Consider the following 26,684-nt stretch of genomic DNA (forward strand, 5'->3'; position numbering starts at 1 on the left):
TCACTTCAATTCGACGACCGTGACCCCGAGTCCACCTTCACCCATACCACCCGGGCGCTGACTCTTCACGTGACGATGTCCTTTCAAATACTCTTGCGTCGCTTGTCGCATCGCGCCCGTACCGAGCCCGTGGATGATGCGGACGTTGTCGTATCCGGACACGAGCGCCTCGTCGATATATTTGTCTAGGCGCGAGAGTCCCTCTTCGACCCGAACACCGCGAAGATCAAGCTCCGACTTCGTCGAGCTCTGGCGCTTCAGTGAGCTACCTTTCGACTGGAGTCCTTGTTCTTTCGAGGGTCCGACTTTTTGAAGGTCGTCCGCTTTGACGTTCACTTTCATGATCCCGACTTGGACGTTGTACTCGTTGTCGTTGATCTGGTTCACGATATACCCTTTTTGGTTGAACGTCGTCACTTTCACTTCTTCGCCTTTACTGAACGTACGTTTTTGTTGCGCTTTTTGTTTCACTTTTTGGATCTTTTTATCTTGGAGCGTCGGTTTCGCCGATTCGAGCTGTTTCTTCGCGGCGATGATCTCGTGCTCTTTGACGATGCCTTCTGCGCGTAGCTTCTTCAACCGGTCGATGACTTCGTTCGCTTCCCGCTTCGCCTTCTCGACGGCCTTCTCGGCACGAGCCTCGGCCTCGCCGTACATCGTGTCGCGTTCGGTCTCGAATTCACTCATCTTCGCCTCGAACGCCGCTTGCTCTTGTTCGAAGTCGTGACGTTTCACGATCAGTTCTTGCTCGAGCTGCTCGGCGCGTTGTTTCGCCGACTCGAGCTCGTTGATCATCGATTCGACCGACTCGGCGTCGGTGCCGACGTGGCTCCGTGCCTTATCGATCACTTGTTCGGACAGACCGAGGCGTCGGCTGATCTCGAACGCGTTCGAGCGTCCCGGCACACCGATCAACAAACGATACGTCGGGCTGAGCGACTCGATATCGAACTCCATCGAGGCGTTGACGACACCTTCTCGGTTATAGGCATACGCCTTCAACTCGGAATAGTGGGTCGTCGCCGCGACGCGGGCCCCGCGCCGCTTCACTTCATCAAGAATCGCGATGGCGAGCGCGGCCCCTTCTTGCGGGTCGGTCCCGGCACCGAGCTCATCGAATAGGACGAGCGACATGAAGTCGACTTTGTCGAGCATGCTGACGATGTTCGTCATGTGCGAGCTGAACGTCGACAAGCTCTGCTCGATCGACTGCTCGTCACCGATGTCGGCGTAGACGGCGTCGAACACCGAGAGCTCTGTACCGAACTCGGCCGGGACATAGAGACCTGACTGGACCATCAGTTGCAGTAACCCGATCGTCTTGAGCGTGACCGTCTTACCACCCGTGTTAGGTCCGGTGATGACGAGCGACGTGAAGTCTTCCCCGAGCTCGACCGTGATCGGGACGACCTCGTCTTGCGGGATGAACGGATGACGCGCCTGCTTCAGTTTGATCTCGCGGGCGTCGTTCAACTTCGGTTCCGTCGCTTTCAGTTGATGACCGTACGCGACTTTCGCGAACACGAAGTCGAGTTCGGCCAAGACGTCGAGGTTTGTCACGACGGAATCGGCTACGCCGCCGACGAGATTTGACAGTTCGGTCAAGATGCGGTCGATCTCCGAGCGTTCTTTCAAGCGGACTTCTTGGATCTCGTTGTTGATCGAGACGATCGCTTGCGGCTCGATGAAGAGCGTCTGCCCTGACGCCGACTGGTCGTGGACGATCCCGCCGAACGCTTGGCGATACTCTTGCTTGACCGGGACGACGAAGCGGTCGTTCCGGATCGTGACGATCGCGTCTGAGAGCATCTTGGCGTTGTTGCGGAGGATGTTGTCGATCCGCGAGCGGACACTGCCTTCGTAACTGCGGAGTTGCGTCCGCAGACCGCGCAGTTGCGAGCTCGCCGAATCTTGGACCGTACCTTGGTCGTCGATGGCGTGACGGATCGATTGCTCGACCTCGATCAGCTTCGTCAAGCGCTCGGCATATTCGTCGAGGCGCGGGATTTGGATGTCTTCGTTGTCCTCGTGCAACTTCTCAAAGAAGTTTTTCACTTGGCGGCCGCTGTACATGACGGCGGCGACGGCGAGCAGTTCGCTCGTCGAGAGCACCGAGCCGATGGCGGCCCGTTTCACTTCGGCGCGGACGTCTGAGAGACCGCCGAGCGGCAAACGGTCCCGGAGCCGGACGACCTCGGTCGCCTCGCGCGTGACGTTCAAGTTGGCGAGTACCCGGTCGTACGAGTAGTCAGGCTGCATGTTGAGCGCCCGGTTTTTCCCGAGCGAGCTGGCCGCATGCACGGCGAGCTGTTGACGTAACTTTTCATATTCTAATACGCGTAACGCGTGATCCATCTAGCATGTTCCTTTCTGTCGCTTCGCGTCGAAGAACGCTGTCGCTTCTTCGAACGTGAGGCAGTTAATAATGTCTGACGGTTCGAGATAGGCTTTTCTTGCGTGCAAGACGCCGAGTGCCATATCTTCCATCATATCAGGGTGGTGGGTGTCGGTGTTTACCATCAGTTTGACACCGGCCGCCTTCGCTTTCTTCAGCGTCGAGGCGGTCAAATCGAGACGGTTCGGGTTGGCGTTCAGTTCGAGCGCTGTCCCTGTCTCTTTCGCGAGGGCGATCAAGCGCTCCTCGTCGATCGGGTAGCCGTCACGACGTCCGATCAAGCGTCCGGTCGGATGGGCGATGACGTTGACGTAAGGCGAACGGCAGGCGTTCTCGAGCCGCGCCATGATCTCGTCGACACCTTGGTCCATCTTTGAATGGATCGAGGCGACGACGTAGTCGAGCGTCGCTAAAAACTCAGGCTCGTAGTCGAGCGTCCCGTCTGGGCGGATGTCCATCTCGACACCGCGCAAGACGTGCATATCGTGTTTTTTCGCCGCGACAAGGATCTCTTCCCCTTGCGCTTCTAATCGTTCCTCGGTCAACCCATTGACGAACGACATATACTTGCCGTGGTCGGTGATGGCGATCCACTCGTAACCTCGCGCTTTCATCGCGGCGACGAGCTCATCGACCGTCAACTTCCCGTCCGACCAGACCGTGTGCATATGCGCGTCGGCCTTGATATCGTCGAGCGTGACGAGCTTCGAGATGTCGTGCTCGAACTCAAGATTCCCTGCCCGTAGCTCCGGCGGGATGAACGGGAGGCCGTAGCGTTCGAACAGCTCCGCTTCCGTCTCCGGCTGCCATAGGCCGTCCGCGGTCTCGACCCCGTACTCGGAGATCGACTCACCCTTAGCTTTCGCGAGTTGGCGCATGCGGACGTTATGGTCTTTTGAGCCGGTGAAGTGGTGGAGCGTCGCCGCGAAAGCACCGGGATCGACCATCCGGAAGTCGACCGACACCATCTCCTCGCGCTCTAAGACGAGCGACACTTTCGTCTCACCGGCTGCGATGACTTCATTGACGAACGGGAGCGCGAGCAGTTTGTCGCGCAAAGCGACAGGCTCCTCGGTCGCGATGATGAAGTCCAAGTCTTTGCACGTCTCCTCGGCCCGGCGGAAACTGCCCCCTACCGAATGCCGGAGGACGAGCGACTCGCCTTCTAACACCGTATTGATCTCTTCTACGACCGGGCGCATCATCGCGTACGACAGGCGTTCCGGACGGGATTCCAAGTTCCGTGCTGCTGCGAGCAACTTCTCGACGCTCTTCGTGCCGAAACGCGGCAATTCTGACGCCGTGCCGTCTTCCAATACACGGATGAGCGACTCGAGGTCGACGACGCCGACCTCTCTTAGCTGAGCCAGTTTCTTGCCGCCGAGCCCTTGAATTTTGAGCAGCTTCATCAAGCCGTACGGAATCTCTTCTTGGAGCGACTCGAGCACCTCGCTCCGTCCCGTCTGGCGCCATTCCTCGAGTACAGCTGCCGTTCCTTTACCGATACCTGAGATCGTCGTCAAATCATCAATGTCGTCGAGTTCGAGCTCGGTGTTCTCGAGCGCCGTCGCCGCTTTACGAAACGCGTTGATTTTGAACGGGTTCTCACCCTTGATCTCCATATATTGCGCGATTTTCTCTAACAGCATCATCGCCTCAACTTTATTCATCGTATTTCCCCCTTTTTCATACAGAAAAGACCGAGACACAAGCGCTTGCTTGCATTCCGGCCTGTCGTGTCACAGCATCTTATTCGAGAACCAGTCAGATAGGTATGGCGTATCCTGGATGATGAACGTCGCGAGCGACGAGTTGTCGACCGCATTTTGGACGCCCGCCATCGGGACGAACGCAATCACCCAAAGGATGAAGAACGTGATGACGTATGACTCGAAGAATCCGAGCACGGCACCGATGATGCCTTTCAATTGGCGCAAGATCGGCAAGTCCGTCAAGAAGTCGAGCATCGACAAGATGAGATGCAAGACGAGCTTCGTGATCAGGAACAAGATGACGAACCAAAAAACGTTATAGAATGTCATCTCGATGCCTGACAGTGAGTTCAAGTCGAGCACACCGCCCGGTAACGTCCCGTCAAGTTGTGACGGATATGGGATCCAAAGTTTGAACGCTTCGGCGAGATCCCGGTAATAGGCGTTGGCGACAAAGAAACTGATGATGAGCGCGACCCAATGGCCGAGCTGGAGGATCGCTCCACGGCGGAAGCCGTTAATGATCCCGATAAACAAGAAAAACAGTATAAGTAGAGTAACCATGGATTGATTTATTCTCCCGTATTTCGTTTAATTTTGACGTGATCGCTCGCAATTTGGATGGCGGCGAGGACCGCTGCCTGACGAGCGTCTAGCTGAGGGGACTGTTCACGAATCTCGCGGATCTTACTATCGACGAGAAAGCCCACTTCCCTCACATGATCGGCTGACTCCTCGCTAACAATCGTATAGTCTTGCCCCGCAATGTGAATCGTTGTTCGTTGTACCTGCACGTGTCACCCCTCCTTTACGTCTGTTCCAAATTAATCATAACATCGTTTGTATATTAGGAAAAGGAGAAGACCCCTTCCTTTTTCCCACTAACATTTTGTGATACCCTGTTCAGAAGTTGTCAAACGTCAATCTTCACTAAAATTCGAAGATAGGCTGGCAACACGCAGGGAAATGTGCGAAAATAGCAACAATTCAAACATTTAGAAAGGATGATTTATTTGAAATTAAGGATTGGTCTTCTAGGCCGCATCATCATCGCTATCGCTTTCGGGATATTAGTCGGTAGCATCGTACCAGAAAGCCAGAACTGGATTGTACGGACGTTCGTCACGTTCAACACGGTCTTCGGACAATTCTTAGGCTTCGCCATCCCGCTCATCATTCTCGCCTTCATCATTCCAGGTATCGGGGAACTTGGAAAAGGCGCCGGGAAACTAGTCGGCTTGACGGCCGCGATTGCTTACGTATCGACGATCGTCGCCGGTACACTCGCCTACTTCGCGACGAGCAACCTGTTCCCGCAGATCTTAGCACGCAGCACGGCATCAGCTGAAAACCCAGAAGAAGCACTCTTGAAAGGTTTCATGGAGTTTGAGATTCCACCGGTATTCGGTGTCATGACGGCGCTCATTCTCGCGTTCGTCATCGGAATCGGGATCGCCGCGATCGAGAGCAAACGCTCACTCGACCTCGCCATGGACTTCCGCGATATTATCGAACTACTCATTAGTAAAGTCATCATTCCATTTTTGCCGATCCACATCGCCGGAATTTTCATGAACATGACGTACGCCGGTCAAGTCGCCGAGATTTTGTCGGTGTTCTCGCTCGTCTTCGTCACGATCATCGTCCTTCACGCGACGATGCTCATGATTCAATATTCAATCGCAGGTGGGCTCAATAAAGAGAATCCGTTCAAACTGCTCAAGACGATGATGCCGGCTTACTTCACAGCCATCGGCACACAGTCGTCAGCCGCGACGATCCCGGTCACGCTTCGTCAGGCAAAATTGAACAACGTCGATGAAGGCGTCGCCAACTTCGTCGTCCCGCTCTGCGCGACAATCCACTTATCAGGCTCGACGATCACGCTCACATCGGTCGGTGTCGCCCTCATGTACTTGAACGGCATGCCGATGTCATACGCGATCGTCCTCCCGTTCATCCTCGCCCTCGGCGTGACGATGATTGCGGCGCCAGGTGTTCCTGGTGGGGCCGTCATGGCATCACTCGGATTGTTCGGGTCGATCCTCGGATTCGATGCGACGATGCAAAGCCTCGTCATCGCGCTCTACTTGGCGCAAGACAGCTTCGGTACGGCGACGAACGTCACAGGTGACGGCGCCATCGCCAAAATCGTCCATTACTTCAAACGCAACACGAACTTGCTCGACGACGCGAAAGCGCGCGAAGACATCGCTTAACGAGTTACGAGCTAGACAACGGGCAGGCCTCACGGTTTGCCCGTTTTTCATACATATACAGAAAGGGTGTCGACTTTGGAAGTGAAAGTTTGGAACGACCCGTTCGCGTTTTCGGAACGCGTCATGTCGGAATTGTTGAAAAAAGAGGCCGAGAACAGCTTGATGATCGGCATCCTTGAAAATATTAAGCGAGACCTATACGACACCTACCATCAGTTGACGGTCGAGGACGATGGACAGCTCCTCGCCATCATGCAAGTCACACCGCCGCACCCGCTCAATTACGTCGTCGTCGACACGTCTCAGGCAACATCGATCCACGCGGCTGTCATCCCGGCTCTACTACAGCTAGACATCCCGTTCACAGAAGTCGTCTCCGAAAAGACACATGCCGAGACGTTCGGTGCCATGTGGGAGAAACGGACGGATGAAGCAGCGTCGACGTTCATGTCGCAAGGGCTCTATCGATTAGACCGCGTCAACGACATCGTTCTGGCCGGCGGGTCGATGCGCCAGGCGACCAAGTCCGACCAGCCTCTTTTAGAGACGTGGTACCGTGCCTTTGAACAAGACTCGGGACTCGAACCATCACATGACGAAAGAATGGTCGCTGTCGTCACTTCAATGATTGATAACGATGACGCCTTCATCTGGGAAGTCAACGGCATACCCGTTTCGTGCGCAAAGCGCTCCCGCCCGACGTTGAATGGCATCACGGTGTCTTTCGTTTACACGACTCCTGCGAAACGCGGAAACGGATACGCTCGCAGTCTCGTCGCTACTCTCAGTCGCCGATTGCTCGAAACGAAATCGTTCTGCACGCTCTACACCGATTTGACCAACCCGACATCAAACAAGATTTATCAAGAAGTCGGCTACCGGCCGATCATGGAATCTTCGTGGATTCGGCTCGCTAGATGAATCATCCCGCCTCCCCTATACTAATAGGTGGAGGCGATTTTTATGAGGAACTGGTGGAAGCAAATCCCGAAACGAGTCCGTTCGGTCGTGTCGACCGTCTTCGTCGGCTCGATCGTTGCCTACATGCTGATCGTCGGTGGCATGAGCGTCTTTGCCGACCCGAATCTCGACACGCTCTTGCTGAGCGTCATCGGGGCCGCCTTGCTGACGTTTATCGCTTATCGGGCAATAAAAAAGTGATCGACGCGTTCGTCGATCACTTTTTGTATACGTTTAGAAGAATGAAGCTGGGTTGACCGTGCTACCCGCGCTCGAAGACGAGTACGAGTAACCGCCACGGTGAATCTCGAAGTGCAAGTGCGAACCAGTCGAGTTACCTGTGCTACCCATGCCGCCGATGTTCTGACCTTGCGAGACACGTTGGCCAGCCGATACCGACACCGAGCTCAAGTGAGCGTAGACCGTCGTCCAAACTTGTCCGTTCAAGACGTGCGTGATGATGATGTGGTTCCCGTAGGCGCCGCCCCATCCTGCCGTCGTGACCGTACCTGTTTGCGCTGCATAGATCGGTGTGCCGACCGGTGCCGCGATATCAAGACCGTTGTGGAACGTATAACCGTTCACACCACTTGCAGGTCCAAAAGGTTGTGTAAGACGACCGCTAGCAGGACGTTGGAACATGCCGCCGCTTGCCGGTGCCGCCGCTACAGGCGTTGCCGCTGACGCGCTCGGCTTGCTTGACGAACCTTGTTGCTTTTGTTGTTTCGCTGCTGCTGCAGCTGCTGCCGCTTCCGCCGCTGCTTTACGTTTCGCTTCTTCAGCCGCACGACGTTGTGCTTCGATTTCTGCCTTGATTGAAGCTTCTTGTGCTTGGAGCGTTGATTCCATTTCTTTCAAACTCATCAATTTCGATTCGAACTTGATTTTTTCAGCGTTGAGCTTCTTGACTTTAGCCGCCCGCTCTTTCATTTTCTTGTCGAGCGCTGCTTTACGTGCTTCAAGTTCTTGCTTTTGTTTAACGAGAGCGTCGCGCTCGGCTTTCAATTCAGCCTGTGCTGTCGCAAGCTTTTCTTTCGTCGCTTGGTACTCTTCAAAAATTTGCTTGTCGTTCTCTTGAATCGTACCTGCTGTGATCATACGAGTAAGCAAGTCACCGAAGTCTTTTGATCCGAAGATGAACTCGGCCCAGTCGATCGACCCGCCGCCGTTCTTTTGCATCGTTGCCATGCGCTCTTTCATAAGTTCTTCTTGTGCTTTCATTTTTGCTTCATACTGCTTGATTTGTTTTTCAAGCGCGGCAATTTTTTCTTGCGTAGCACGAATCTCAGCTTTCTTTTGTGCGACGTCGTTGATGACGTCTTGGAGTTCAGCGTCTAGCTTGTTGATTTCTTGCTGCTCTTTGCTGATCGCTTGTTCGCGTGATTGGATCGAAGAGTTCGCTTTGCTCTGCTCAGTGCTATTCTTTTGTTGCTGCTGTTGGACCTTTTTTTGCTTGTCTGTAAGTGACGCTGCAAAACCAGGTGTCGTGCCGCTGATTAGAAGAGCGCCTAAAGTGACGGTTGCTGCAAGTTTCTTCAAGTTAATCAATGTGCTTACCTCCGCTGAGTCGTGTGAATTTCTATAGGATAATAGATGAATGAGTTCTGTATAGTTTTGCGAGAATCCGTCTCGCCCTGTGACTCATTATAGCAATCTAAACCTAAAGTTATTTTACACTTATATTTCATTCGCGTTACATTGACCTGATTTAGGTTTTATCCTCGATAAAACGTGGGTATTTAACGGGCTCAATCCACAAATTGTCACAAAATATGAATTTAGTAAAAAAGAAAAACGCCTTATGAAAGCGCTTTTCAAATAATGACCTATACTATTTTTTATCTACCTGACCGATACATAACCTCTCCGTTGGTGTTTATTACGTTTTCTCACGAACAGATAATAGCCACCAAAGAGCAGGACGCCGCAACAAGCGCCGAAGCTGTCTAATACGACGTCTTGAATGAGCGGGGTGCGTTCCGGGGTCAGACTCTGATGAAACTCATCAAAGATGGCGACCGTGTTCGCGAGCGCCCACGCGAACAACAACACGAGCCACGCGTTCAGTCTCGTCCGCGACACGGCTTTGACGAACAACGCACCTAAGACGAAGAAGACCGTGAAGTGTGCCGCTTTCCGAATTAAAAATTCGATCAAGCCGACGGTTCCTTTGTCTTCGAGCGAGACCGGGCTGCCGGCATAGTCGAAGTCGACGTTCGAGAGGGCTGGTTCGGCCCACGTCCAATCGAAGCGTTCGAGCGGCGAGACGATGCTTTGGTCAGAGTACGGCGTCGCACTCGAGACGAACAAGCCGATCAGGATCAATGCGATCCAAATAAATTCATTTTTCAATATGTACATAACACCTTTCCTCTCTACAACGATTCATTATACGGGTTCCGTTTGATTTCATTGTAACAGCGACCTCATCGTTTCGTGACAATTTGATTGCGGACAACCGGTTCAAAGTCGTTCGCAATCGAACGGCTTGCTATAATGAACATAAAAAGGGGGAATCAGATGATGATCTATCAGTACGAAGCAGCCGACATGAGCGGCAAGCTGCAGCCTTTATCCAAATACGAGGGGGACGTCCTCTTGATCGTCAACACGGCGAGCAAGTGCGGCTTCACACCTCAATTAGACGGCCTTGAAAAGCTATTTGAGCGCTATCAAGGTCAAGGTTTCCATATTCTTGGCTTCCCGTGCAACCAGTTCGGCAACCAAGACCCGGGCTCGAACGAAGAGATCAGCGAGTTCTGTCAATTGAACTACGGCGTGACGTTCCCGATGTTCTCGAAAGTCGACGTCAACGGCAAAGACGCCCACCCGCTCTTCCAATACTTATCGAAAGAAGCACCTGGCCTGCTCGGCTCGAAAGCGATCAAATGGAACTTCACGAAGTTCCTAGTCGACCGGAAAGGCAACGTCATCGAACGGTTCTCACCGCAGACGACACCGGACGAGATCGAGCGAGCGGTGAAACGCCTGCTCTGACCGCTAAAAAGGATGGTCCGCCCCTCTAGGGTAGACCATCCTTTTATCGTGGTGTGATGAAGTTGATCGTATAGAATGGACTGTTGTCTTCATTATAGACAAGACCGACCGAGGCGTGCGTGAAGTCTCGCTTTAAGATGTTCTCGCGGTGACCGAGCGAGTTCATCAGTCCCCAGTGAGCGTGAAAGACGCTCATCTGTCCCATCGCCAAGTTCTCCCCGGCGAGCGAGTAGGCAAGTCCGGCCTCATTCATCCGTTCGAACGGGTCGCGTCCTTCGGGGTCGGTGTGGCTGAAGAAGTTGTTCACCGCCATGTTCTCACTATGCGCCCGGACGACCGGAAGCAGCGGCTCATAGTCAGCGAGTGCGGATAACCCAAACTTTTGACGGTCCCAGTTCATGAGCATGCGCATGAGCGCCTCGTTAGACACGATGCTCTCTTCCGAGACGTCTCCATAATAACCGTCGCTCGACTCCTCGACGCTCCGTTCAACGGAAAGGATGCCTTTCAGCTTGTCTTCGTCATGTTGGTCAAAGAACATCGTGACGTAATTGCCGTTCATCGCATAGACCGAGAACGAAGGATCGTCCGGGATCAAGTAACGTTTCAACCCTTTATCGTAAGACTTCACTTCGTCGAAGCCGATGTTCTCGACTTGTTGTCGTGTCGTCTGGTCAAGGACGAGCCCTTCGAACGTACTGCCCGACTCGAATTGGTATTGCCCTTTTTTGGCACCATCCTCATCGACGAGCTCAAGCGTCCGGTCGCCATTTTTCTCGAGCAAATACCAGTCGTGACCGGCATATTGGCTCGCGAACTTTGGAGCGTCGGTCGCGACGCGCTCTTCCACCACTTCCGTCGACTTCACCTGGACGCTCGTCGGCGCCGATACGTTCGGCACCTCATAGTTCCAAGCCGTATATAGACCAATCCCAATCAATAGAATAAACAGTTTACGAAACATATCGTCTCCTTTCGTGAGAACCTAGCCCTGTCGCTCACCGAATTCACGCAGACGCGATTTGATATCGATGAGCATCTCCATATAAGCGAAATAAGTCGCTTCGTCTATATTTAGCATACCACTCACTTTGACCGGCACGTCCTCGGCCTGCTCACGAAGTGCGCTACCCGATGCGGTGAGCGACACCAACACCCGGCGCTCATCATCGGTCGCCCGGATTTTCTCCACGTACCCGAGTTGGGTCAACCGTTTGATGAGCGGTGACAGCGTGCCCGAATCAAGCGTCAACCGTTCCCCGAGCTGTTTCAAATCGATGTGATCTTCTTCCCATAAAACGAGCATGACCAAATACTGGCTGTATGTGAGTTTGAGCGGCTCTAAGATCGGCCGATACAAACGTGTCAATTCTTTTGAGGCGGTGTAGAGCTGAAAGCAAATCTGATGCTCTAATGTTAACGAACTTTTCATATAAATTCCTCCGGCTAAAGTCTTAGGTCAAGCATATCACTTGAATATCTGTTTGACTGCCCTATAATTAAATTGTGCACAACTTAATTGTTAAAAACGAAACGGAGGAATTTAATTATGAAACCACTATTCACAGCTTCAGCAACAGCTCTCGGTGGCCGCGAAGGTCGCGTCACATCTACGGACGGCGTCATCGACTTGAGCGTCGCAATGCCAGGATCGAAACAAGCAGAAGAGTCGACGAACCCTGAGCAATTGTTCGCAGCCGGATACGCAGCTTGCTTCGGCAGCGCGTTGAACCTCGTCATCGGTAAAGAGCGCGTCAAGACAGATGGCACGAGCGTCACTGGCCACGTCACACTTAACCAGAACGACGAAGGTTTCTTCATCTCGGTCGAGCTCGAAGTCGAAATCAAAGGTGTCGACCAAGCAACTGCTGAGCGTCTCGTCGAAGCAGCGCACCAAGTGTGCCCGTATTCGAAAGCGACACGCGGCAACGTCGACGTCAAATTGACGACAAACGTCGCCTAATCCCCTGCCCACTCAAATATGAGTGGGCTTTTTTTTGCGTCCACACCTATTAACAGAGTAGAATGAAAAGACAAACATCCGACCGAGGAGGCGACACGATGCTAAAAGGAAAACGAAAGTACATCACGTTCGGCATCGTGGTCGTCTTTCTGTTCGCCGCCCTTTACAACGGGCTGACGATTAGAGAGTACGAGCTGACGACCGATAAGCTCGAAACTGGTCAATCGTTACGCGTCATCCTCCTCTCGGATTTGCACGGCTATTCGTATGGTGAGGACCAAAAAAATCTGATTGAAAAAGTTCGTGAGCAGCAACCTGATCTGATCGCGCTTCCCGGTGATTTGCTCGATCGATACCGCTCGCCAGACGCCGCTTTCGAACTAATCGAAGGGCTACAAGGAATCGCCCCGATGTATTTCGTCACCGGCAACCATGAAATTGATGAATCAAGTGATTTCGTCCGGCACGACGTCAAAGACGTGTTTCGTTCGTTTGGTGTGATCGTGCTCGAGAACGAAGCCGAGGCCGTGACCGTTAACGGAGTCGAACTCATCATCGGCGGCGTCGAGGACCCGCTTCGCACGTACGCCGAAAACATATACGGGAACTGGGAGCAAGACGTCTTGACCGCACTTGACGACGTCGAAACGGACGACACGTTCAGCCTGCTCTTGTCCCACCGGGCGGAACAAGTCGAGACGTACGCCGAGCTTCCGTTCGACCTCGTCTTGTCGGGCCACGCCCATGGCGGCCAGGTCCGTATCCCTTATCTATTGAACGGGCTTTACGCGCCTGACCAAGGCTTCTTCCCAAAATATGCGGGCGGCCTGTATGAACACGATTCGTTCACCCATATCATCGGCCGCGGCTTCAACTACACAGTCAGCGTACCGCGTATCTTCAATCCACCCGAGATCGTCGTCATCGACATCGCGGGCACTGGGACTCCTTTGTGAGTCCTTTTTTCTATTCCCGTTCGCGGGTAGATTCATGCTCGCACCATACGGGTACAGTAACCATGTCGTCGTTCACCTGTCTTTCAAAAAAGGAGGTAACCAACGTATGCGTGCTGTTACTTATCAAGGGACGAAAAACATCGAAGTGAAAGATGTGTCGGACCCGGAAATCGAGAACCGAGAAGAGATCATTGTCAAGATCACGTCGACGGCCATCTGTGGGTCTGACCTTCACATTTACCAAGGCAACATGCCGGCCCGGCACGGGTTTATCATCGGACACGAACCGATGGGTATCGTCGAAGACATCGGACCAGACGTGACCAAAGTGAAAAAAGGCGATCGCGTCGTCTTACCGTTCAACGTCTCTTGCGGCCATTGCTTCTATTGTGAGAATGAAATGGAGAGCCAGTGTGACAACTCGAACCACGCCCCGCACACAGATGCGGGCGGACTGTTCGGTTACACTGAACAGTTCGGGAACCACCCGGGTGGTCAGGCCGAATATTTGAAAGTACCGTATGGTAACTTCATGCCGCTCGTCATCCCAGAGTCGTGCGAGCTCGAGGATGAGGCACTGTTGTTCCTCTCCGACGTCATCCCGACCGCATGGTGGAGCTTGGACAACGCTGGGATGAAGGCCGGTGACACGGTCGTCGTTCTCGGGTCGGGCCCTGTCGGCTTGATGACACAAAAACTCGCCTGGGTGCGCGGCGCAAAACGCGTCATCGCTGTCGACCCGGAAATCTATCGATTGAACCGAGCCAAACTCTCAAACAACGTCGAAACCGTTTTGTTGAAAGACCCGGTCGAGACCGGCAAATACATCCGGGAAATCACGGGTGGCGGCGCCGATATCGTCGTCGACTGTGTCGGCATCGACGGGAAGAAAACCCCGATCGAGAAAGTCGAGCAAAAGCTGATGATCCAAGGCGGAACGCTCAGCGCCATCAAAGTCGCCAAAGAAGCTGTCCGCAAGTTCGGTACGGTCCAATTGACCGGTGTCTACCCGATGAACTATAACCAGTTTCCGATGGGTGACTTCTTCACGCGCAACGTCACGCTTAAGACTGGTCAAGCTCCGGTCATCCACTACATGCCTGAGCTGTTCCAGATGATCGTCGACAAGAAGTTCGACCCGACCGACATCATCACCCACCGCCTGCCGCTCGAACAAGCCGCTGACGCCTACAAGATATTCAATGACCACCTCGACGACTGCGTCAAAGTCGTGCTGAAACCATAACAAAAGCGGTCCCCGACTCTTGTCAGGGACCGCTCGTGCGTTTACCAGATCGTTCGTTCCTCGCAGTGTGCCGTCTCTCGTTCGATTTGAACGGTCGAACGACCGAACGACCCGTACTGCTTCATCCGCTCCGTCACATCGTGCAGCACGCGTTGATCATCTGTCGCTTCATCGATCAACACGTGGCACGTGACGGCGTACTCCTCAGACGTGATCGACCAGACGTGGAGGTCATGTACTTCTTTGACGCCTTCGACGGTCGCAAGGTCACGCTGCATCGCCACGACGTCGACTTTGTCAGGCGCCCCTTCCGTCAAAATATGGACGGCGTCCCGAGTCACGCGGTACCCGCTCACCAAGATGAGGAGCGCGACGAACATACTGGCGATCGGATCAGCGAGCGTCCACCCGAACATTAGAATGAGCAGCGCCGCCGTGATGGCCCCGACCGATCCGAGCAAGTCTCCGAACACGTGCAGGAGCGCGCTCCGGACGTTCAAGTTGTCCCGCTCGCCACGCATCAAGATCCACGCCGCGAGCACGTTGACGAGCAACCCGATGACGGCGATGGCGAGCATGCCGCCGCTTAAAATCTCTGGTGGCGCGAACAAGCGCTTATACGCCTCGATGATGATATAACCTGAGATGACAAGGAGCGTCAATCCGTTGACGAACGCCGCCAAAATCTCAAAGCGGCGGTACCCGAACGTCTGGTTCGGTGTCGCCTTCCGGGCGCCGAACCGGACCGCCAAGAAACTGAGCCCGAGCGCTGCCGCGTCGCCGAGCATGTGCCCCGCGTCCGATAAGAGCGCGAGGCTGTTCGTCCACAGACCGCCGATGACTTCGACGACCATGAACGTGACGATCAACAGAAATGCTAGCAATAATGCTCGTTGATTCGTTGTGTGGTGGTGGCCTTCGTGGCCATGATCATGTTGTCCCATGCGTCATCGCTCCTCTCTCCCTTCATTATATCCCTTTTCCCCCTATCATTCAAACGCTCGTTTGAATGAATTCGAAAAAAGAAGCGCCGACAGGATGCACCCTCTCGACGCCAGCATTTACTTTTGTTCAATTCGGACCCGCATGACCCCGTTATACGGGAACAGCTTCAATTGAAGCGTCTCCCCGTCATACCAACTGCCCGCGCTTTGGGCGCTCGCCGCCTCAAGTTCAGGCGTCACGGCCGTCTGACGGTCCCAATCGATCGCTTTCACTCGTTGGTCACGCACCATTAAAAAGAAGCCATTGTAGAAGTGGTACTCGTTCACTTGGTCGCGCTGGACGGACGCCGGTGCCCCGAGTGTCGATCGGACCGTCGCCACGTCTTGTCCGAGCCAGTCCAAAGCAGACGCTGAAGCCGTCGGCACGACCGTTTGCCACGCCTGTTCCACTTCATCGTCCGAGACGCTAGTCGCTTCCTCGGTCACGCGCTCTTCCGTCACCCATCCGGTCGTCCGGTCGTTCAACTGAAGTTTGACGAATCCACTGACGGCTTCGAGCCGTTCGAACCGGTCTCCAAGATCCGCCTCATATAGAACGGTCACACGATCATCAGCATACACTTTCGTGTACGGCGTCGCGATGTAGACGACGTCCTCACTCGGCTCTTCTTCAGTCGCTTCCTCTTCAGGTTCCGCCTCTGTCCCGCTATCGACTTCTTCCGTCGAGATGTTGTCCGACTCAGGCAGTGCCGTCTGCTTTTGCGAATCGATGTACGCCGCGAACGCGATGACACCGATCAATGAAGCGATCAACAAGACCGCCGTCGCTAACCGTAACAACCGTTTTCGTTTCCTTGACGCGGCCCGTGATGACCGAACTTCTTCCTTCATTATTCTCCACTCCTACTCGTTTCGTCTCATCTGTTCCGATTCGTCAAACGGCTTCACGTTTCCTGCCTCGTCAACAAATTTTTGTTCGTCATTCGTCAGCGCCTCGAGCGTCTGAATCGTCGCTTCGACGTCGATGGGGGGCGTGTCTTGTCCGGCTTCTAAAATTCGCACCGTCTCGCCGAGCTCGATCGTCCGGTCCGTCAGCTGATGGAACGTCCGGTCGTGCGAGATGAGGATGAGACCGCCCCGGTAGATCGATAAGGCCGCCTCGATTTGTTCGCGTGTCGCGACGTCTAAATAGTTCGTCGGTTCATCAAGCGCGAGCATGTCTGCGTCTGAGAAATAAAGGATGAGGAATGCGATCCGACACTTCTCGCCCATGCTCGCCTCACGCATCGGTTTATAGACGTCGTCACGACGGAACAAGAAATGGGCCAGGAGCGTCCGCGCTTCCGTCTCCGGAATGTCGCTCGCGGATAATAGTGCGTCAAGCAGCGTCCCATCCTCGGGCAACCGCTCGAGCGTCTGTGAGAAGTAGCCGATTTTCAGTTTCGGATGGCGATGCACAACACCCTCGTTTGGCTGAAGCTGCCCTAAAAGCAGCTTCAACAGCGTCGTCTTGCCGCTCCCGTTCGGTCCGACGATCGACAAGCGGTCTCCTCGATTGAACGTGAACGAAAGATGCTCGAACAACGGCTCGTCATACCCGAACACGACGTTCTCGACCGTGATCCACGTCTTCGCCTCAAGCGGTTCCGCTTCGAAGCGGACCGAAACGCGCCCCGCGTCTTTCGGTTTGTTGGGACGCCCTTGTTCGAGCTGATCGAGTTTTCGTTGCCTTGCTTTCATCTTGACGGCAAGGTTCGCCGCCCCTTTCTGAGCACCAGGACTGCGGACGCTCGCCGTCGCTTTCGCCTTCAAGTGCCAGCCTTTGTACTGGACGATCATATCGAGCAGTTCCGACTTGCGCGCCACATAGCGCGCGTGGGCCCGCTCGTCACGCACCCGTTCCTCGGCTTTTTGCTGCTTATAGGCGCTATAGTTGCCCGGATAGCGGACGACCTCGCCGTCACTCAGTTCAAGGATGACCGTTGCGACGTCATCGATGAACTGGCGGTCGTGGGAGATGGCGAGCACCGTGCCCGGAAACTCACGCACCCAGCGCGTCAGCCAGTCGATCGAGTCGACGTCGAGATGATTCGTCGGCTCGTCGAGCAAGACGACGTCGACGTGACGCATCATGAGCCGGGCCAATTGTGCCCGCGTCTGTTCGCCGCCGCTCAAGTCAGAAAGCCGTCTTAATCCCATTCCATCCATGCCGATTCGTTTCAACGCTTGGTTCGCCTCGGCCTCGAGTCCGAAAGCGTCACACGCCATCGCCTCGTCATACACCGCGAGCACGCGCTCCGTGTCGCCTGATGTGACTTCTTCGTACAAACGGAACCGTTCGCTGTCACCTTTCATGACGTACGCGAGCGTCGTCCCATCCCCAACGGACACGGTCTGTTCGACGACACCGACTTTTCCGGCTACTTCGATTCGACCGGCCTGAGGGCTCAGTTTACCGACGAGCAATTTGAACAACGTCGTCTTCCCTGACCCGTTTTGGCCGAACAAGACGGCCCGTTCGCCTGTTGACACGTCGAACGAGACGCTGTCAAATAGCGGTTGCTGGTCGTAGTCGAACCGGACTTGATGTACAGATAACATAGTTGTCTCACCTCGCTTGTTTGTCCGATACGCGATGAAACAAAAAACACCATTCGCTAGAAAGCGATGGTGTGAAGATCTCCGGTCAAGCGGAAAAAAAGGGTCACCCCGCAGCTTGAGATTGGACACACTTCACCCGTGACTGTTCAGACGAACAGTGATGATTCGTTTCATCAGTTGAGTGAGTGTGACTTTTTCATAGCACGCGGTACCTTCCTTTCCTAATCTACTGCCACCTTACCAAAATGTAAGCGGATTCGCAACCAGCAAACCCACAATCTCCCATCGTTTCTACGCCTATGGGCGGATGCATGTCTTAGTCGTCAGCGTTAAGATGAAGCTATCCTATATAACGAGGTGACTCACATGAAATTACGCAACTTACTCGTCCCGAGCGCTGTCTTGGCAAGCGTCGGCACGTTCTTTTATACACGACTGAAACAGCGGTTACCGCGTCCTGACTTTAAAGAGGCGCCGATCAAACCGGACTTGTCCATTTTCGACGAGACGAGCGTGAGCGCCACGTGGATCGGCCACTCGACCGTGCTCATCCATTGGTACGGCCTCAAAATTTTGACCGACCCGGTATTCTCAAAACGGATCGGTGTCCACGTCGGTCCCGTCACGTTCGGCATGAAACGGCATACCGCCCCTGCCCTCTCGATCGAAGAGATCGGTCACGTCGACGTCATCTTGCTCAGCCACGCCCATATGGACCACTTCGACCATAAAAGTTTGAAGCGGCTCATCACCCGTGACACGGTCGTCATCTCGGCACCGGGGACGAGCAAACTGTTGCGTCACTATCCGAGCCTACAGACGCTCGAGATGCATCCCCACGACAAGTTGACACTCGCGAACGGACTCAACGTCCAAGCGATCCCGGTCGCGCATTGGGGCAACCGCTTCCCGTGGGACAAACATATGGGCTATAACGGCTACGTCTTGAAATATAAAGGCGTCCGTATGCTGTTCGCCGGCGACACGGCGTACACCGAAGCGTTCAACGGGCTCGCGAGCAAAGAACCGATCGACCTCGCCTTCTTCCCGATCGGTGCGTATCAACCGGACTCGTTCCAGGAAGCGCACTGCACCCCGGAGCAAGCGTGGACGATGTTCAAACAGAGCGGAGCGAAACGGTTCTTCCCGATGCACTGGGACACGTTCGTCTTATCATACGAGCCGGTCGAGGAGCCGTATGACCGCCTCGTCGCCGCGGCCAAACTCGAACGCGATCAAATCGTGATTAAGGCGCACGGAGAAAGCATTCGGCTGTAGGTTTCGCTTTCACTTTGTCGTGATTTTCGGTAACGTTAGATGTGAGAGGGAGGGAATCAAATTATGGAATGGACAACACTCAATAATGATGTGAAACTGCCGATGCTCGGGCTCGGCGTGTACAAAGTTGAAGACGGGACGGTCACGGTCGACACGGTCAAGGCGGCACTCGACGCCGGCTACCGGTTGATCGACACGGCCGCCATCTATCAGAACGAAGAGAGCGTCGGGCAGGCGATCCGTGAGTCGAGCGTCCCGCGCGAAGACATCTTCGTGACGACGAAGCTGTGGAACGAGTTTCACGGCTACGACGAGGCGCTCCAGGCGTTTCAAGACAGCCTCGACCGACTCGGTCTCGACTATGTCGACTTGTTCTTGATCCATTGGCCGATGCCGCGCTTCGGTAAGTTCGTCGAGACGTACAAAGCGCTCGAACAGTTGTATGAGGAAGGCAAAGTACGGGCCATCGGCGTCTCGAACTTCGAGATTCAACACCTCGAACAGATCATCCAATCGTGTGCGATCGTACCGGCGGTGAATCAAGTTGAGATCCACCCATACTTGTCCCAAAAAGAATTGATCGCGTACTGCAAGCGCTACGACATCCAGATCCAAGCGTGGAGTCCGCTCATGAAAGGTCGTGAGGCGCTCGAGGATGCGACGATCGTCGACATCGCGAGCAAGTACGGCAAGTCCCCGGCCCAAGTCATCTTGCGCTGGCATCTTCAAAACGGTGTCGCCGTCATTCCAAAATCGGTCACACCGAGTCGGATTCGTGAAAACATACAGGTATTCGACTTCACGTTGACGAAAGAAGACATGGCAGCGATCGACGGACTCAACCGGAACGAGCGGACCGGGTCCGACCCGGTCGAGATGCACAAAATCCACTACTGAGGAGAGACTGTACATGTTCAAAAAACTAGCTTCTGATTTGACAGGCTTTAGCGATATCGGTGAAGTCATCGACCCGAAAGACTTCGACAAGGCCGATGCCGACGATTACGTCTTACATGAGGACAACGAGAAGATTTACTTCTTGATCAAGTCGAAATCGGATGAGTACTGCTTCACGAACCTCGCGATGATCCATCTCGACGGCGCGAGCGCCATCAGTTCGAAGCGCGTCTTGTATCGTTATCCGTACGCGCAACATCCGCTCCAACACGTCATGTTCGAGACGGCCGGCACGGTCGACTTAGACGTCGAGATCAAGTTCACGATCGGCGATAAGCCATACTCGATCGACGTAAACAAAAAGCAAATCGAGCACGTCAAAGACTTGTACAAATCACTCCTCGCCATCGCCGAGAAACAACGCGAAGGCCGGAAAATGCTCGAGTTCGCCAACGCGTCGCTCACGCATTCCGTGTCAGTTCTGAGCGGCCTCCGTCAAGGGGACATGAACGTCGCGACGACGTTCAAAGACTTGTCGCAACAATCGTTCGACTGGCTCCAAGGCCACTATCACGAATGGAACCGGAAAGATTTCGGTGACGTGTTCGAGAAGTACATCAATAATTAACTTGGTGGTGACGTATGGACTACATGTGGTTGTTGATTGCGTTTTTCTTGTTCATGCTCGTGATTTTGACTGTATTCATCAGTAGTGTGCTCAACGCCTTGCTCAGGAACCTCCACCCGTTAGTTCATATCACCGTCATTTTGTTTTTGTCGTTCACGTATGAGCGTCTAATGTTAGATTATAATCTCTTATGGACGCTTTTCATTCTTGTGACCATCAGTTATTTAGCACCACTTCTCGTCGTTAAAATGTACAACAAAGGTGAGCGCTTCGAACGCGAACATCTAAAATGACAAAATGTCCCCTAGACTACAAACGGAGTCTAGGGGACATTTTTATTTACTTTCGTCAATCAAACGTTCGGCGAGCCGTTGGTACAAGTGGCTCATATGCACCGCGGAGGCAATGGCGAGCGACTGTTGGATTTCACTCGCTTCAGTCGCTTTCACGTTCGCGAGCAGCGTCTCGGCTTGCGTCTCGAACGCCTGCAAGTTTTGTTCTTTCTGAGCCTGATAGGCGTCATAAAAGTCTTCGAGCGAGAACGCCTCGTCCGATTCGTTCAATGGACGGAGCGTCTCTTTGATGTCGTTGATCGACAACAGCCCTTTCATCTCGTAAATCAGGCTTAGTAGCATCAAATGCTCGTTCGTGTACTTCTTGTTTTTGACGGGATGGAACAACTTGCCTTTGGCGTAGTTGTTGATCATCGTCTTCGTCAAAATCGTCTCGTCTTCATTACGTTTCATCTTGCCGTAATGCTGCTCGAACAGTTGGATGACTTGGTCCATATATAAGTCGATCGTCGGCAATACCGCTTTCGGGAGCGTGCCTTCCGTCCGTACAATCTCGTTCGGTTTCATCGAATCACCTCACTTTCAGTATACGGACAATCGTCGTTTGTCGAAACAAAAACCTTGTTCTTCTTGCCCATACCGCTTATCATGTAGTTATGGATACTACATGACGTCATAAGGAGTGTTTTTGCATGAATTCGATTTTTCGGGAACCTATTAACGCGCTGACCCATCTCGCCGGAGCGGTACTCGCCTTCATCGCCTTGATCGCGATGACGGTGAAAGCGTCACTGCTCGGCTCACCGCTCGCCATCATGGCGGCGATTTTGTTCGGAATCAGTCTCGTCTTTCTTTACCTGTCGTCTGGCTTGTACCACAGCATCATCGCCTCGCCGAAAGTCATCGCGTTCTTCCGACGAATCGATCATGCGATGATTTACGCCTTGATCGCCGGGACATACGCCCCGCTCACACTGCTCGCGCTCGAAAGCCCGATGCGCTGGGTGCTGTTCGGTATCGTCCACGTCCTCGCCTTGTTCGGCATCATCTTCAAACTTGTCTGGTTCCACGCCCCACGCTTCTTGTCGACTGCTCTCTACATCGGTATGGGCTGGCTGTCGGTCTTCTTCATCGGACCGCTCCATAGCGTGATCGGCAACGGCGGCATCTTTTGGCTCTTGCTCGGAGGCTTCATGTACACGGTCGGCGGTCTCATCTACGGCTTCAAGCCGAAGTTCGTCAACTGGCGCGGTTGGGGCTTCCACGAGGTGTTCCACTTGTTCATCTTGTTCGGCAGCTTCGCCCACTTCGTCTGCGTGTTCTGGTACGTCTTTTAAGTCCTCCTCGTGAGGGCTTTTTTTGTGAGCACATTCATTTACTTCAATTTCAAGACATCCTACACTGACTGTAGGAGGGATTCACTATGAAAATTGAAGTTTGGTCAGATTACGTCTGTCCGTTCTGTTATATCGGCAAGCGCCGTCTAGAAGAAGCACTCGAACAGTTCCCACACGCGGACAAGGTCGAAGTGGAGTTTAAGAGCTTCGAACTCGACCCGAACGCCCCGACGACCGATTCACGTTCGATTTATGAAGTGCTCGCGAAGAAATACAGCATGCCGCTCGAGCAGGCGAAAACAACGACGGCCCAAGTCGCCGCTCAAGCTCAATCGGTCGGACTCGACTATGACTTTGACAACATGGTCGTCACCGGCACGCTCGACTCGCACCGGTTGACGCACTATGCGAAGACGGTCGGTAAAGAGAAGGAACTGTCGGAAGCGCTCCTCAAAGCGTACTTCATCGAGGCGAAACATATCGGCGACCACGACGTCCTCGTCGAGATCGCGACAAGCGTCGGACTCGATGCTGACGCCGTGAAAGACGTGCTCGCTTCAGACGTATACACGGAAGAGGTTCGTGCTGAAGAAAGACGCGCGAGCGATCTCGGCATCACCGGTGTCCCGTTCTTCGTCTTTGACGGGAAGTACGGCGTCTCCGGCGCCCAGCCGACCGAGGCGTTCACGCAAGTACTTGAGAAGACGTGGGCCGAATCGGCACCGACGCTTCAAGTGCTCTCGGGTGGCGCGACGTGCACGGATGATAACTGCGATATTTGACTTCAAAAGAACGACAGAGAAGCATTCGTCTGAATACGGACGAATGCTTTTTTAGGTTTAATCTAAGTTTGCAAATCCTTTAGCATGGCCTCGAATGAAATTGCTTCAGAATGTTCTTGATGTGCACTCATTGATTCATGATAAAGCACTATGTCTAATTCATCTTCTATTCGTTCTAGGACAGCTTCCCGAACAAGCATAGAGAGGGTAAGATTTTTTGTTTTCGCATACTCTCTAATGAGAAGTTCGTCTTCCTTATTGAGTCGCACAGATATCGTTCCCATACAATCACCCTCCTTTACACACATTGTATTACGAAATCAGAGTGTTTATATAATCAGTTCGCATGAATCAATGAATGGGAGAAGAAGTCGAATCTCGGCTTCTTTTTTGTGGCTTAATGAATCATTCTCGAGCATAATTATTATTAACTGATAAGAATCGAGGACTTAACATATGTGGAAAAATCGGAACGTCTGGATCATCTTGACCGGGGAGTTCGTCGCCGGTCTCGGGCTTTGGCTCGGCATCATCGGCAACTTGGAGTTCATGCAGGAGAAAGTCCCGTCCGACTTCGTCAAAGCGCTCATCCTCGCAGGCGGCCTACTCGCAGGCGTCGCCATCGGACCGCTCGCAGGTCGTCTCACCGATCAAGGCTCCAAAAAGAAAATCATGCTCATCTCGAGCATCGTCCGGGCGCTCAGCGTTCTCTTCATGTTCGTCGCCATCGAGACGGGAAGCGTCCTGTGGATGGTCGTCTTCCTCGTCTTCCTGCAAGGGTCGGCCGCGTTTTACTTCCCAGCGCTCCAAGCAGCGATCCCCCTCATCGTTAAAGAACGCGAGCTGCTCGCCTTGAACGGGGTCCATATGAACGTATCGACGTTATCACGCGTCATCGGAACGGCCATCGCCGGCATCTTGCTCACGCTCATCTCGCTGCGGGACGTCTACGCGCTCTCGCTCGTCGCCTACTTGCTGCTCGCCGTCGCGACGTGGTTCTTGAACATCGACGAGACGACGACACCGTCCGCCCGAAAAGTCGATACGAAGTCGTCAGGCGGATTCAAGGACGTCTTCCCGATCATCAAGTCGATCCCGGTCATCTTCATGACGCTCGTCATGACGCTCATCCCGCTCCTCTTCATCGGCGGGTTTAACTTACTCGTCATCAACATTAGCGAGCTGCAAGATTCGACCGCGATCAAAGGCTGGATTTATACGGCAGAAGGGATCGCCTTCATGGTCGGCGCGTTCGTCATCAAACGGATCGGTGAGAAGTTCTCCGTATTCTCAATCTTGTTCACGTTCTCGTTTTTGATCGGGATCGCTCAGCTCATGCTGTACTTCGCCGACATCCCAGTCGTCTCGATCGCAGCGTTCGTCTTGTTCGGCTTCTCGGTCGGTTGTTTCTTCCCGACCGCGGTGACGATTTTCCAGACGCGGATGCCGAAAGACTATCACGGACGCTTCTTCTCGTTCCGGAACATGCTCGACCGCATCGTCTTTCAAGTCGTCCTGCTCGTCACCGGCTTCTTCCTCGACTTGATCGGTCTGCAGCTCATGGTCGTCTTGTTCGGGGTAAGTTCAATCGCGATGACCGCTTCCTTCCTCGTCTATACGCGGAAACACAAGCTTTATATCGAAACGGACGAGACCGAACGGATCTCGTCCTAACAAAACAAGCGCTGACCGAATTCGGTCAGCGCTTGTTCATGTCCTCGATGTCACGCCACCACGTGTTTGTGTCGTTGCGTCCGTCGAGCGTGATCCGTTCCCCGATCATCGGAGTAAGTACGTGTTCTTGCGGCAACAACTGCGTCATCTGTTCGGCCGGGTCGTACCAGGCGTGGAACGATAGCGTGAATGCGCCCCAATGGATCGGCAACATCTTATCGGCCCGCACGTCGCGGAACGCCTGAGCCGTCTCTCGTGGCTGCATGTGCACGTCCGGCCACCGCTCATCGTATTGCCCGCATTCGAGCGCCGCAAAATCAAACGGTCCGTACTCGTCCCCGATGTCTTTGAAGTGAGGACCGTAACCGCCGTCGCCGCTAAAGAACAAGCGGTCCGTCTCACCGATGACGACCCATGACGCCCAAAGCGTCGCGTTACGGTCGGTGAGGGCACGACCCGAGAAGTGACGGGCCGGTGTACAGACGAACGTCCACGTCCCGAACTGATACGTATCGCCCCAATCGCGTTCGACGATGCGTTCTGCCCCGACGCCCCAACGTTTCAAATGGCTGCCGACGCCGAGCGGGACGATGAACATGGCGACTTTGTCTTTGATCGCTTGAATCGTCGCATAGTCCAAATGGTCGTAATGGTCATGCGTCAGCAAGACGACGTCGATCGACGGCAAATCGTCGAGCTCGAACGGCAAGTCCTCGCTGAACCGTTCATTCTTCGCGAACGGGAGCGGTGACGGACTCCGGCCGAACATCGGATCGACGAGCATTGTCTTGCCGTCCATTTGAACGAGCATCGCCGAATGGCCGAGCCAATAGATGCGGGTGAAGCTCGAGCCAAGTGTCTCGGTGAAGTCGATCGGGACGACCGGCAACCGAACGCTCGGCTTCCGGAGCGAGTCCGGATGCAAAAATTCTTTCGACATCGAGATCATATCATCGCTTGAAAACCGCATCGGTGTCTCAAGCTGATTGCGGAACTTGCCGTTGACAAGATTCGGCGACTGGAGCGCTTTTGGCTTGCGTCCGAGCGGCTTATATTGTGTGAGTGCTGTACCCGTCACAGCAGCCAAACCCATCAATGAAACGAGTAGTGTTTTTTTCAAAAATATCCTCTCCTCTATTGCTTATTATACGGCAACATGCCGGATTCCCCTGTTTTTGAATACGCAAAAAAGGACGACATCGCGTCGCCCTCAAGATTTCTGTAAAATTTTAATATCGTTGACGATATCCTCGATCGGTACGTCTTGGAACCCTTGGTACGCCTTGACGATTTTTCCGTCTTGATCGACGAGATAGAACCAAGTCGCGTGATCGACTTGCGTGCCTTCGTCGGGCTTGCGGACGAGCGCCTTGAAGTTCTGTTGCGCGAACGCCTCGATCTCGTCTTGCGAATAGCCGGTCAAGAACTGCCAGTCGGCTTGCGCCAAGTCATACCCGGACATGAACTGTTTAATCTTATCCGGTGTGTCGACGGTCGGATCGACGCTGAACGACACGAACTGGACGTCCTCGACGCCTTCTTCGATGAGCGCTTCATTCAGCTTCGTCATGTTGTACGTCATCGGTGGGCAAACCGTCTCACAGTTCGTGAACACGAAGTCGGCCATCCACACTTTCCCTTTCAAGTCGTCGAGACTGACCATCTCCTCGTCCTGGTTCATATAGTCGAACGATTCAATCTCCCAGTTGAGCGGGTCTTCGATCTCATTGCCGCAAGCGGCGAGCACAGTGAGTAAACTCATAAGCCCGATCAGCATCCATTTTTTCAAACGTTCCATCCCC

The 26,684-nt window shown here is 53.8% G+C and carries 29 protein-coding genes; 14 read left to right on the forward strand and 15 right to left on the reverse strand.

The genetic code is table 11. From position 1 onward, the window contains the following. The 4 genes from EVJ29_RS06365 to zapA all read right to left on the reverse strand — a co-directional run bounded on the left by EVJ29_RS06365 (position 1) and on the right by zapA (position 4,901). Positions 1 to 2,355: an endonuclease MutS2 gene (locus tag EVJ29_RS06365; RefSeq protein ID WP_131504819.1), complete on the reverse strand. Its 2,355-nt coding sequence runs from the start codon at positions 2,353 to 2,355 to the stop codon at positions 1 to 3. Then, entirely contained in the window at positions 2,356 to 4,065 is a 1,710-nt protein-coding gene (gene polX / locus EVJ29_RS06370; protein WP_131504820.1) for a DNA polymerase/3'-5' exonuclease PolX, read from the reverse strand. A 69-nt stretch (positions 4,066 to 4,134) separates the two neighbouring features. Next, the gene (locus EVJ29_RS06375; protein WP_070327766.1) at positions 4,135 to 4,671 is read right to left on the reverse strand and encodes a CvpA family protein; all 537 of its coding nucleotides are present in this window, start codon (positions 4,669 to 4,671) and stop codon (positions 4,135 to 4,137) included. 8 nt (positions 4,672 to 4,679) lie between these two features. After that, positions 4,680 to 4,901 carry a cell division protein ZapA gene (zapA, locus tag EVJ29_RS06380; RefSeq protein WP_070327767.1) on the reverse strand — a complete coding sequence of 74 codons (222 nt, stop codon included), beginning with the start codon at positions 4,899 to 4,901 and terminating at the stop codon, positions 4,680 to 4,682. A 210-nt stretch (positions 4,902 to 5,111) separates the two neighbouring features. On the opposite strand from zapA, the gene EVJ29_RS06385 reads away from it, so the two are divergent. From EVJ29_RS06385 to EVJ29_RS06395, 3 genes are all read left to right on the forward strand, one after another. Next, positions 5,112 to 6,326, forward strand: a complete 1,215-nt coding sequence (locus EVJ29_RS06385; RefSeq protein ID WP_070327768.1) for a dicarboxylate/amino acid:cation symporter — start codon at positions 5,112 to 5,114, stop codon at positions 6,324 to 6,326. 81 nt (positions 6,327 to 6,407) lie between these two features. Beyond that, the gene (locus EVJ29_RS06390) at positions 6,408 to 7,247 is read left to right on the forward strand and encodes a GNAT family N-acetyltransferase (protein ID WP_236633425.1); all 840 of its coding nucleotides are present in this window, start codon (positions 6,408 to 6,410) and stop codon (positions 7,245 to 7,247) included. Positions 7,248 to 7,289: 42 nt separating this feature from the next. Then, the gene (locus EVJ29_RS06395; RefSeq protein WP_233589617.1) at positions 7,290 to 7,487 is read left to right on the forward strand and encodes a hypothetical protein; all 198 of its coding nucleotides are present in this window, start codon (positions 7,290 to 7,292) and stop codon (positions 7,485 to 7,487) included. Positions 7,488 to 7,520: 33 nt separating this feature from the next. On the opposite strand, the gene EVJ29_RS06400 is transcribed toward EVJ29_RS06395, so the two are convergent. Together EVJ29_RS06400 and EVJ29_RS06405 are read right to left on the reverse strand one after the other, a co-directional pair. Next, positions 7,521 to 8,834: a murein hydrolase activator EnvC family protein gene (locus EVJ29_RS06400; RefSeq protein WP_131504822.1), complete on the reverse strand. Its 1,314-nt coding sequence runs from the start codon at positions 8,832 to 8,834 to the stop codon at positions 7,521 to 7,523. Between the two features lie 294 nt (positions 8,835 to 9,128). After that, entirely contained in the window at positions 9,129 to 9,647 is a 519-nt protein-coding gene (locus tag EVJ29_RS06405) for a VanZ family protein (protein WP_131465557.1), read from the reverse strand. A gap of 159 nt (positions 9,648 to 9,806) precedes the next feature. On the opposite strand from EVJ29_RS06405, the gene EVJ29_RS06410 reads away from it, so the two are divergent. Further along, positions 9,807 to 10,283 (forward strand): glutathione peroxidase, encoded by a 477-nt coding sequence (locus EVJ29_RS06410; protein ID WP_070327773.1) that lies wholly within the window; start codon positions 9,807 to 9,809, stop codon positions 10,281 to 10,283. 43 nt (positions 10,284 to 10,326) lie between these two features. On the opposite strand, the gene EVJ29_RS06415 is transcribed toward EVJ29_RS06410, so the two are convergent. Together EVJ29_RS06415 and EVJ29_RS06420 are read right to left on the reverse strand one after the other, a co-directional pair. Next, entirely contained in the window at positions 10,327 to 11,247 is a 921-nt protein-coding gene (locus EVJ29_RS06415; protein WP_131504823.1) for a CAP domain-containing protein, read from the reverse strand. 21 nt (positions 11,248 to 11,268) lie between these two features. Further along, on the reverse strand, positions 11,269 to 11,715 hold the full coding sequence (locus EVJ29_RS06420; RefSeq protein ID WP_070327775.1) for a MarR family winged helix-turn-helix transcriptional regulator: 447 nt from the start codon (positions 11,713 to 11,715) through the stop codon (positions 11,269 to 11,271). A 117-nt stretch (positions 11,716 to 11,832) separates the two neighbouring features. Here EVJ29_RS06420 and EVJ29_RS06425 point away from each other — a divergent pair, with 117 nt between their 5' ends. The 3 genes from EVJ29_RS06425 (at position 11,833) to EVJ29_RS06435 (ending at position 14,448) form a co-directional block, all read left to right on the forward strand. After that, entirely contained in the window at positions 11,833 to 12,246 is a 414-nt protein-coding gene (locus EVJ29_RS06425) for an organic hydroperoxide resistance protein (protein WP_083273990.1), read from the forward strand. A gap of 98 nt (positions 12,247 to 12,344) precedes the next feature. Next, positions 12,345 to 13,202, forward strand: a complete 858-nt coding sequence (locus EVJ29_RS06430; RefSeq protein WP_131504824.1) for a metallophosphoesterase — start codon at positions 12,345 to 12,347, stop codon at positions 13,200 to 13,202. Between the two features lie 106 nt (positions 13,203 to 13,308). Then, entirely contained in the window at positions 13,309 to 14,448 is a 1,140-nt protein-coding gene (locus EVJ29_RS06435; protein ID WP_131489930.1) for a zinc-dependent alcohol dehydrogenase, read from the forward strand. Between the two features lie 41 nt (positions 14,449 to 14,489). Here the strand turns inward: EVJ29_RS06435 and EVJ29_RS06440 are convergent, their stop codons facing one another. From EVJ29_RS06440 to abc-f, 3 genes are all read right to left on the reverse strand, one after another. Further along, entirely contained in the window at positions 14,490 to 15,392 is a 903-nt protein-coding gene (locus EVJ29_RS06440; RefSeq protein ID WP_131504825.1) for a cation diffusion facilitator family transporter, read from the reverse strand. A gap of 117 nt (positions 15,393 to 15,509) precedes the next feature. Then, positions 15,510 to 16,283, reverse strand: coding sequence for a hypothetical protein (locus tag EVJ29_RS06445; protein ID WP_131489932.1), 774 nt, complete (start codon positions 16,281 to 16,283; stop codon positions 15,510 to 15,512). Positions 16,284 to 16,295: 12 nt separating this feature from the next. Next, entirely contained in the window at positions 16,296 to 17,993 is a 1,698-nt protein-coding gene (gene abc-f / locus EVJ29_RS06450; RefSeq protein WP_131504826.1) for a ribosomal protection-like ABC-F family protein, read from the reverse strand. Positions 17,994 to 18,359: 366 nt separating this feature from the next. Here abc-f and EVJ29_RS06455 point away from each other — a divergent pair, with 366 nt between their 5' ends. From EVJ29_RS06455 to EVJ29_RS06470, 4 genes are all read left to right on the forward strand, one after another. Beyond that, positions 18,360 to 19,271: an MBL fold metallo-hydrolase gene (locus tag EVJ29_RS06455; RefSeq protein WP_070327781.1), complete on the forward strand. Its 912-nt coding sequence runs from the start codon at positions 18,360 to 18,362 to the stop codon at positions 19,269 to 19,271. 63 nt (positions 19,272 to 19,334) lie between these two features. Further along, complete coding sequence (locus tag EVJ29_RS06460; RefSeq protein ID WP_131457518.1) at positions 19,335 to 20,168, forward strand: aldo/keto reductase; 834 nt, start codon at positions 19,335 to 19,337, stop codon at positions 20,166 to 20,168. 13 nt (positions 20,169 to 20,181) lie between these two features. Further along, entirely contained in the window at positions 20,182 to 20,796 is a 615-nt protein-coding gene (locus tag EVJ29_RS06465; RefSeq protein ID WP_131489934.1) for a PH domain-containing protein, read from the forward strand. Positions 20,797 to 20,810: 14 nt separating this feature from the next. Beyond that, positions 20,811 to 21,089 carry a hypothetical protein gene (locus EVJ29_RS06470; RefSeq protein ID WP_131457522.1) on the forward strand — a complete coding sequence of 93 codons (279 nt, stop codon included), beginning with the start codon at positions 20,811 to 20,813 and terminating at the stop codon, positions 21,087 to 21,089. Between the two features lie 42 nt (positions 21,090 to 21,131). Here EVJ29_RS06470 and EVJ29_RS06475 read toward each other — a convergent pair whose 3' ends face one another. Further along, positions 21,132 to 21,656 carry a DUF1836 domain-containing protein gene (locus EVJ29_RS06475; RefSeq protein WP_131465569.1) on the reverse strand — a complete coding sequence of 175 codons (525 nt, stop codon included), beginning with the start codon at positions 21,654 to 21,656 and terminating at the stop codon, positions 21,132 to 21,134. Between the two features lie 125 nt (positions 21,657 to 21,781). Here EVJ29_RS06475 and trhA point away from each other — a divergent pair, with 125 nt between their 5' ends. Beyond that, positions 21,782 to 22,426, forward strand: a complete 645-nt coding sequence (trhA, locus tag EVJ29_RS06480; RefSeq protein ID WP_070327786.1) for a PAQR family membrane homeostasis protein TrhA — start codon at positions 21,782 to 21,784, stop codon at positions 22,424 to 22,426. Positions 22,427 to 22,512: 86 nt separating this feature from the next. After that, positions 22,513 to 23,208, forward strand: coding sequence for a DsbA family oxidoreductase (locus EVJ29_RS06485; RefSeq protein WP_131465571.1), 696 nt, complete (start codon positions 22,513 to 22,515; stop codon positions 23,206 to 23,208). Positions 23,209 to 23,270: 62 nt separating this feature from the next. Here EVJ29_RS06485 and relB read toward each other — a convergent pair whose 3' ends face one another. Next, the gene (relB, locus tag EVJ29_RS06490) at positions 23,271 to 23,492 is read right to left on the reverse strand and encodes a type II toxin-antitoxin system RelB family antitoxin (protein ID WP_131504827.1); all 222 of its coding nucleotides are present in this window, start codon (positions 23,490 to 23,492) and stop codon (positions 23,271 to 23,273) included. 172 nt (positions 23,493 to 23,664) lie between these two features. Between relB and EVJ29_RS06495 the strand changes: the two genes are divergently transcribed. Next, entirely contained in the window at positions 23,665 to 24,882 is a 1,218-nt protein-coding gene (locus tag EVJ29_RS06495; RefSeq protein ID WP_131465575.1) for an MFS transporter, read from the forward strand. A 25-nt stretch (positions 24,883 to 24,907) separates the two neighbouring features. On the opposite strand, the gene EVJ29_RS06500 is transcribed toward EVJ29_RS06495, so the two are convergent. Further along, the gene (locus EVJ29_RS06500) at positions 24,908 to 26,002 is read right to left on the reverse strand and encodes an MBL fold metallo-hydrolase (protein ID WP_236633420.1); all 1,095 of its coding nucleotides are present in this window, start codon (positions 26,000 to 26,002) and stop codon (positions 24,908 to 24,910) included. A 90-nt stretch (positions 26,003 to 26,092) separates the two neighbouring features. Beyond that, complete coding sequence (locus EVJ29_RS06505; protein ID WP_131465577.1) at positions 26,093 to 26,680, reverse strand: SCO family protein; 588 nt, start codon at positions 26,678 to 26,680, stop codon at positions 26,093 to 26,095. Positions 26,681 to 26,684: the final 4 nt, after the last annotated feature.

Source organism: Exiguobacterium sp. SH4S7 (assembly GCF_004336795.1).
GTDB lineage: Bacteria > Bacillota > Bacilli > Exiguobacteriales > Exiguobacteriaceae > Exiguobacterium > Exiguobacterium aurantiacum_A.

Coding starts and splice junctions, on each gene's coding strand:
- EVJ29_RS06365 (WP_131504819.1), bottom strand. CDS start 2,355: ATGGATCACGCGTTACGCGTATTAGAATATGAAAAGTTACGTCAACAG.
- polX (WP_131504820.1), bottom strand. CDS start 4,065: ATGAATAAAGTTGAGGCGATGATGCTGTTAGAGAAAATCGCGCAATAT.
- EVJ29_RS06375 (WP_070327766.1), bottom strand. CDS start 4,671: ATGGTTACTCTACTTATACTGTTTTTCTTGTTTATCGGGATCATTAAC.
- EVJ29_RS06385 (WP_070327768.1), top strand. CDS start 5,112: ATGATTTATTTGAAATTAAGGATTGGTCTTCTAGGCCGCATCATCATC.
- EVJ29_RS06395 (WP_233589617.1), top strand. CDS start 7,290: ATGAGGAACTGGTGGAAGCAAATCCCGAAACGAGTCCGTTCGGTCGTG.
- EVJ29_RS06405 (WP_131465557.1), bottom strand. CDS start 9,647: ATGTACATATTGAAAAATGAATTTATTTGGATCGCATTGATCCTGATC.
- EVJ29_RS06410 (WP_070327773.1), top strand. CDS start 9,807: ATGATGATCTATCAGTACGAAGCAGCCGACATGAGCGGCAAGCTGCAG.
- EVJ29_RS06415 (WP_131504823.1), bottom strand. CDS start 11,247: ATGTTTCGTAAACTGTTTATTCTATTGATTGGGATTGGTCTATATACG.
- EVJ29_RS06420 (WP_070327775.1), bottom strand. CDS start 11,715: ATGAAAAGTTCGTTAACATTAGAGCATCAGATTTGCTTTCAGCTCTAC.
- EVJ29_RS06425 (WP_083273990.1), top strand. CDS start 11,833: ATGAAACCACTATTCACAGCTTCAGCAACAGCTCTCGGTGGCCGCGAA.
- EVJ29_RS06430 (WP_131504824.1), top strand. CDS start 12,345: ATGCTAAAAGGAAAACGAAAGTACATCACGTTCGGCATCGTGGTCGTC.
- EVJ29_RS06435 (WP_131489930.1), top strand. CDS start 13,309: ATGCGTGCTGTTACTTATCAAGGGACGAAAAACATCGAAGTGAAAGAT.
- EVJ29_RS06440 (WP_131504825.1), bottom strand. CDS start 15,392: ATGGGACAACATGATCATGGCCACGAAGGCCACCACCACACAACGAAT.
- EVJ29_RS06445 (WP_131489932.1), bottom strand. CDS start 16,283: ATGAAGGAAGAAGTTCGGTCATCACGGGCCGCGTCAAGGAAACGAAAA.
- abc-f (WP_131504826.1), bottom strand. CDS start 17,993: ATGTTATCTGTACATCAAGTCCGGTTCGACTACGACCAGCAACCGCTA.
- EVJ29_RS06455 (WP_070327781.1), top strand. CDS start 18,360: ATGAAATTACGCAACTTACTCGTCCCGAGCGCTGTCTTGGCAAGCGTC.
- EVJ29_RS06460 (WP_131457518.1), top strand. CDS start 19,335: ATGGAATGGACAACACTCAATAATGATGTGAAACTGCCGATGCTCGGG.
- EVJ29_RS06465 (WP_131489934.1), top strand. CDS start 20,182: ATGTTCAAAAAACTAGCTTCTGATTTGACAGGCTTTAGCGATATCGGT.
- EVJ29_RS06470 (WP_131457522.1), top strand. CDS start 20,811: ATGGACTACATGTGGTTGTTGATTGCGTTTTTCTTGTTCATGCTCGTG.
- EVJ29_RS06475 (WP_131465569.1), bottom strand. CDS start 21,656: ATGAAACCGAACGAGATTGTACGGACGGAAGGCACGCTCCCGAAAGCG.
- trhA (WP_070327786.1), top strand. CDS start 21,782: ATGAATTCGATTTTTCGGGAACCTATTAACGCGCTGACCCATCTCGCC.
- EVJ29_RS06485 (WP_131465571.1), top strand. CDS start 22,513: ATGAAAATTGAAGTTTGGTCAGATTACGTCTGTCCGTTCTGTTATATC.
- relB (WP_131504827.1), bottom strand. CDS start 23,492: ATGGGAACGATATCTGTGCGACTCAATAAGGAAGACGAACTTCTCATT.
- EVJ29_RS06495 (WP_131465575.1), top strand. CDS start 23,665: ATGTGGAAAAATCGGAACGTCTGGATCATCTTGACCGGGGAGTTCGTC.
- EVJ29_RS06505 (WP_131465577.1), bottom strand. CDS start 26,680: ATGGAACGTTTGAAAAAATGGATGCTGATCGGGCTTATGAGTTTACTC.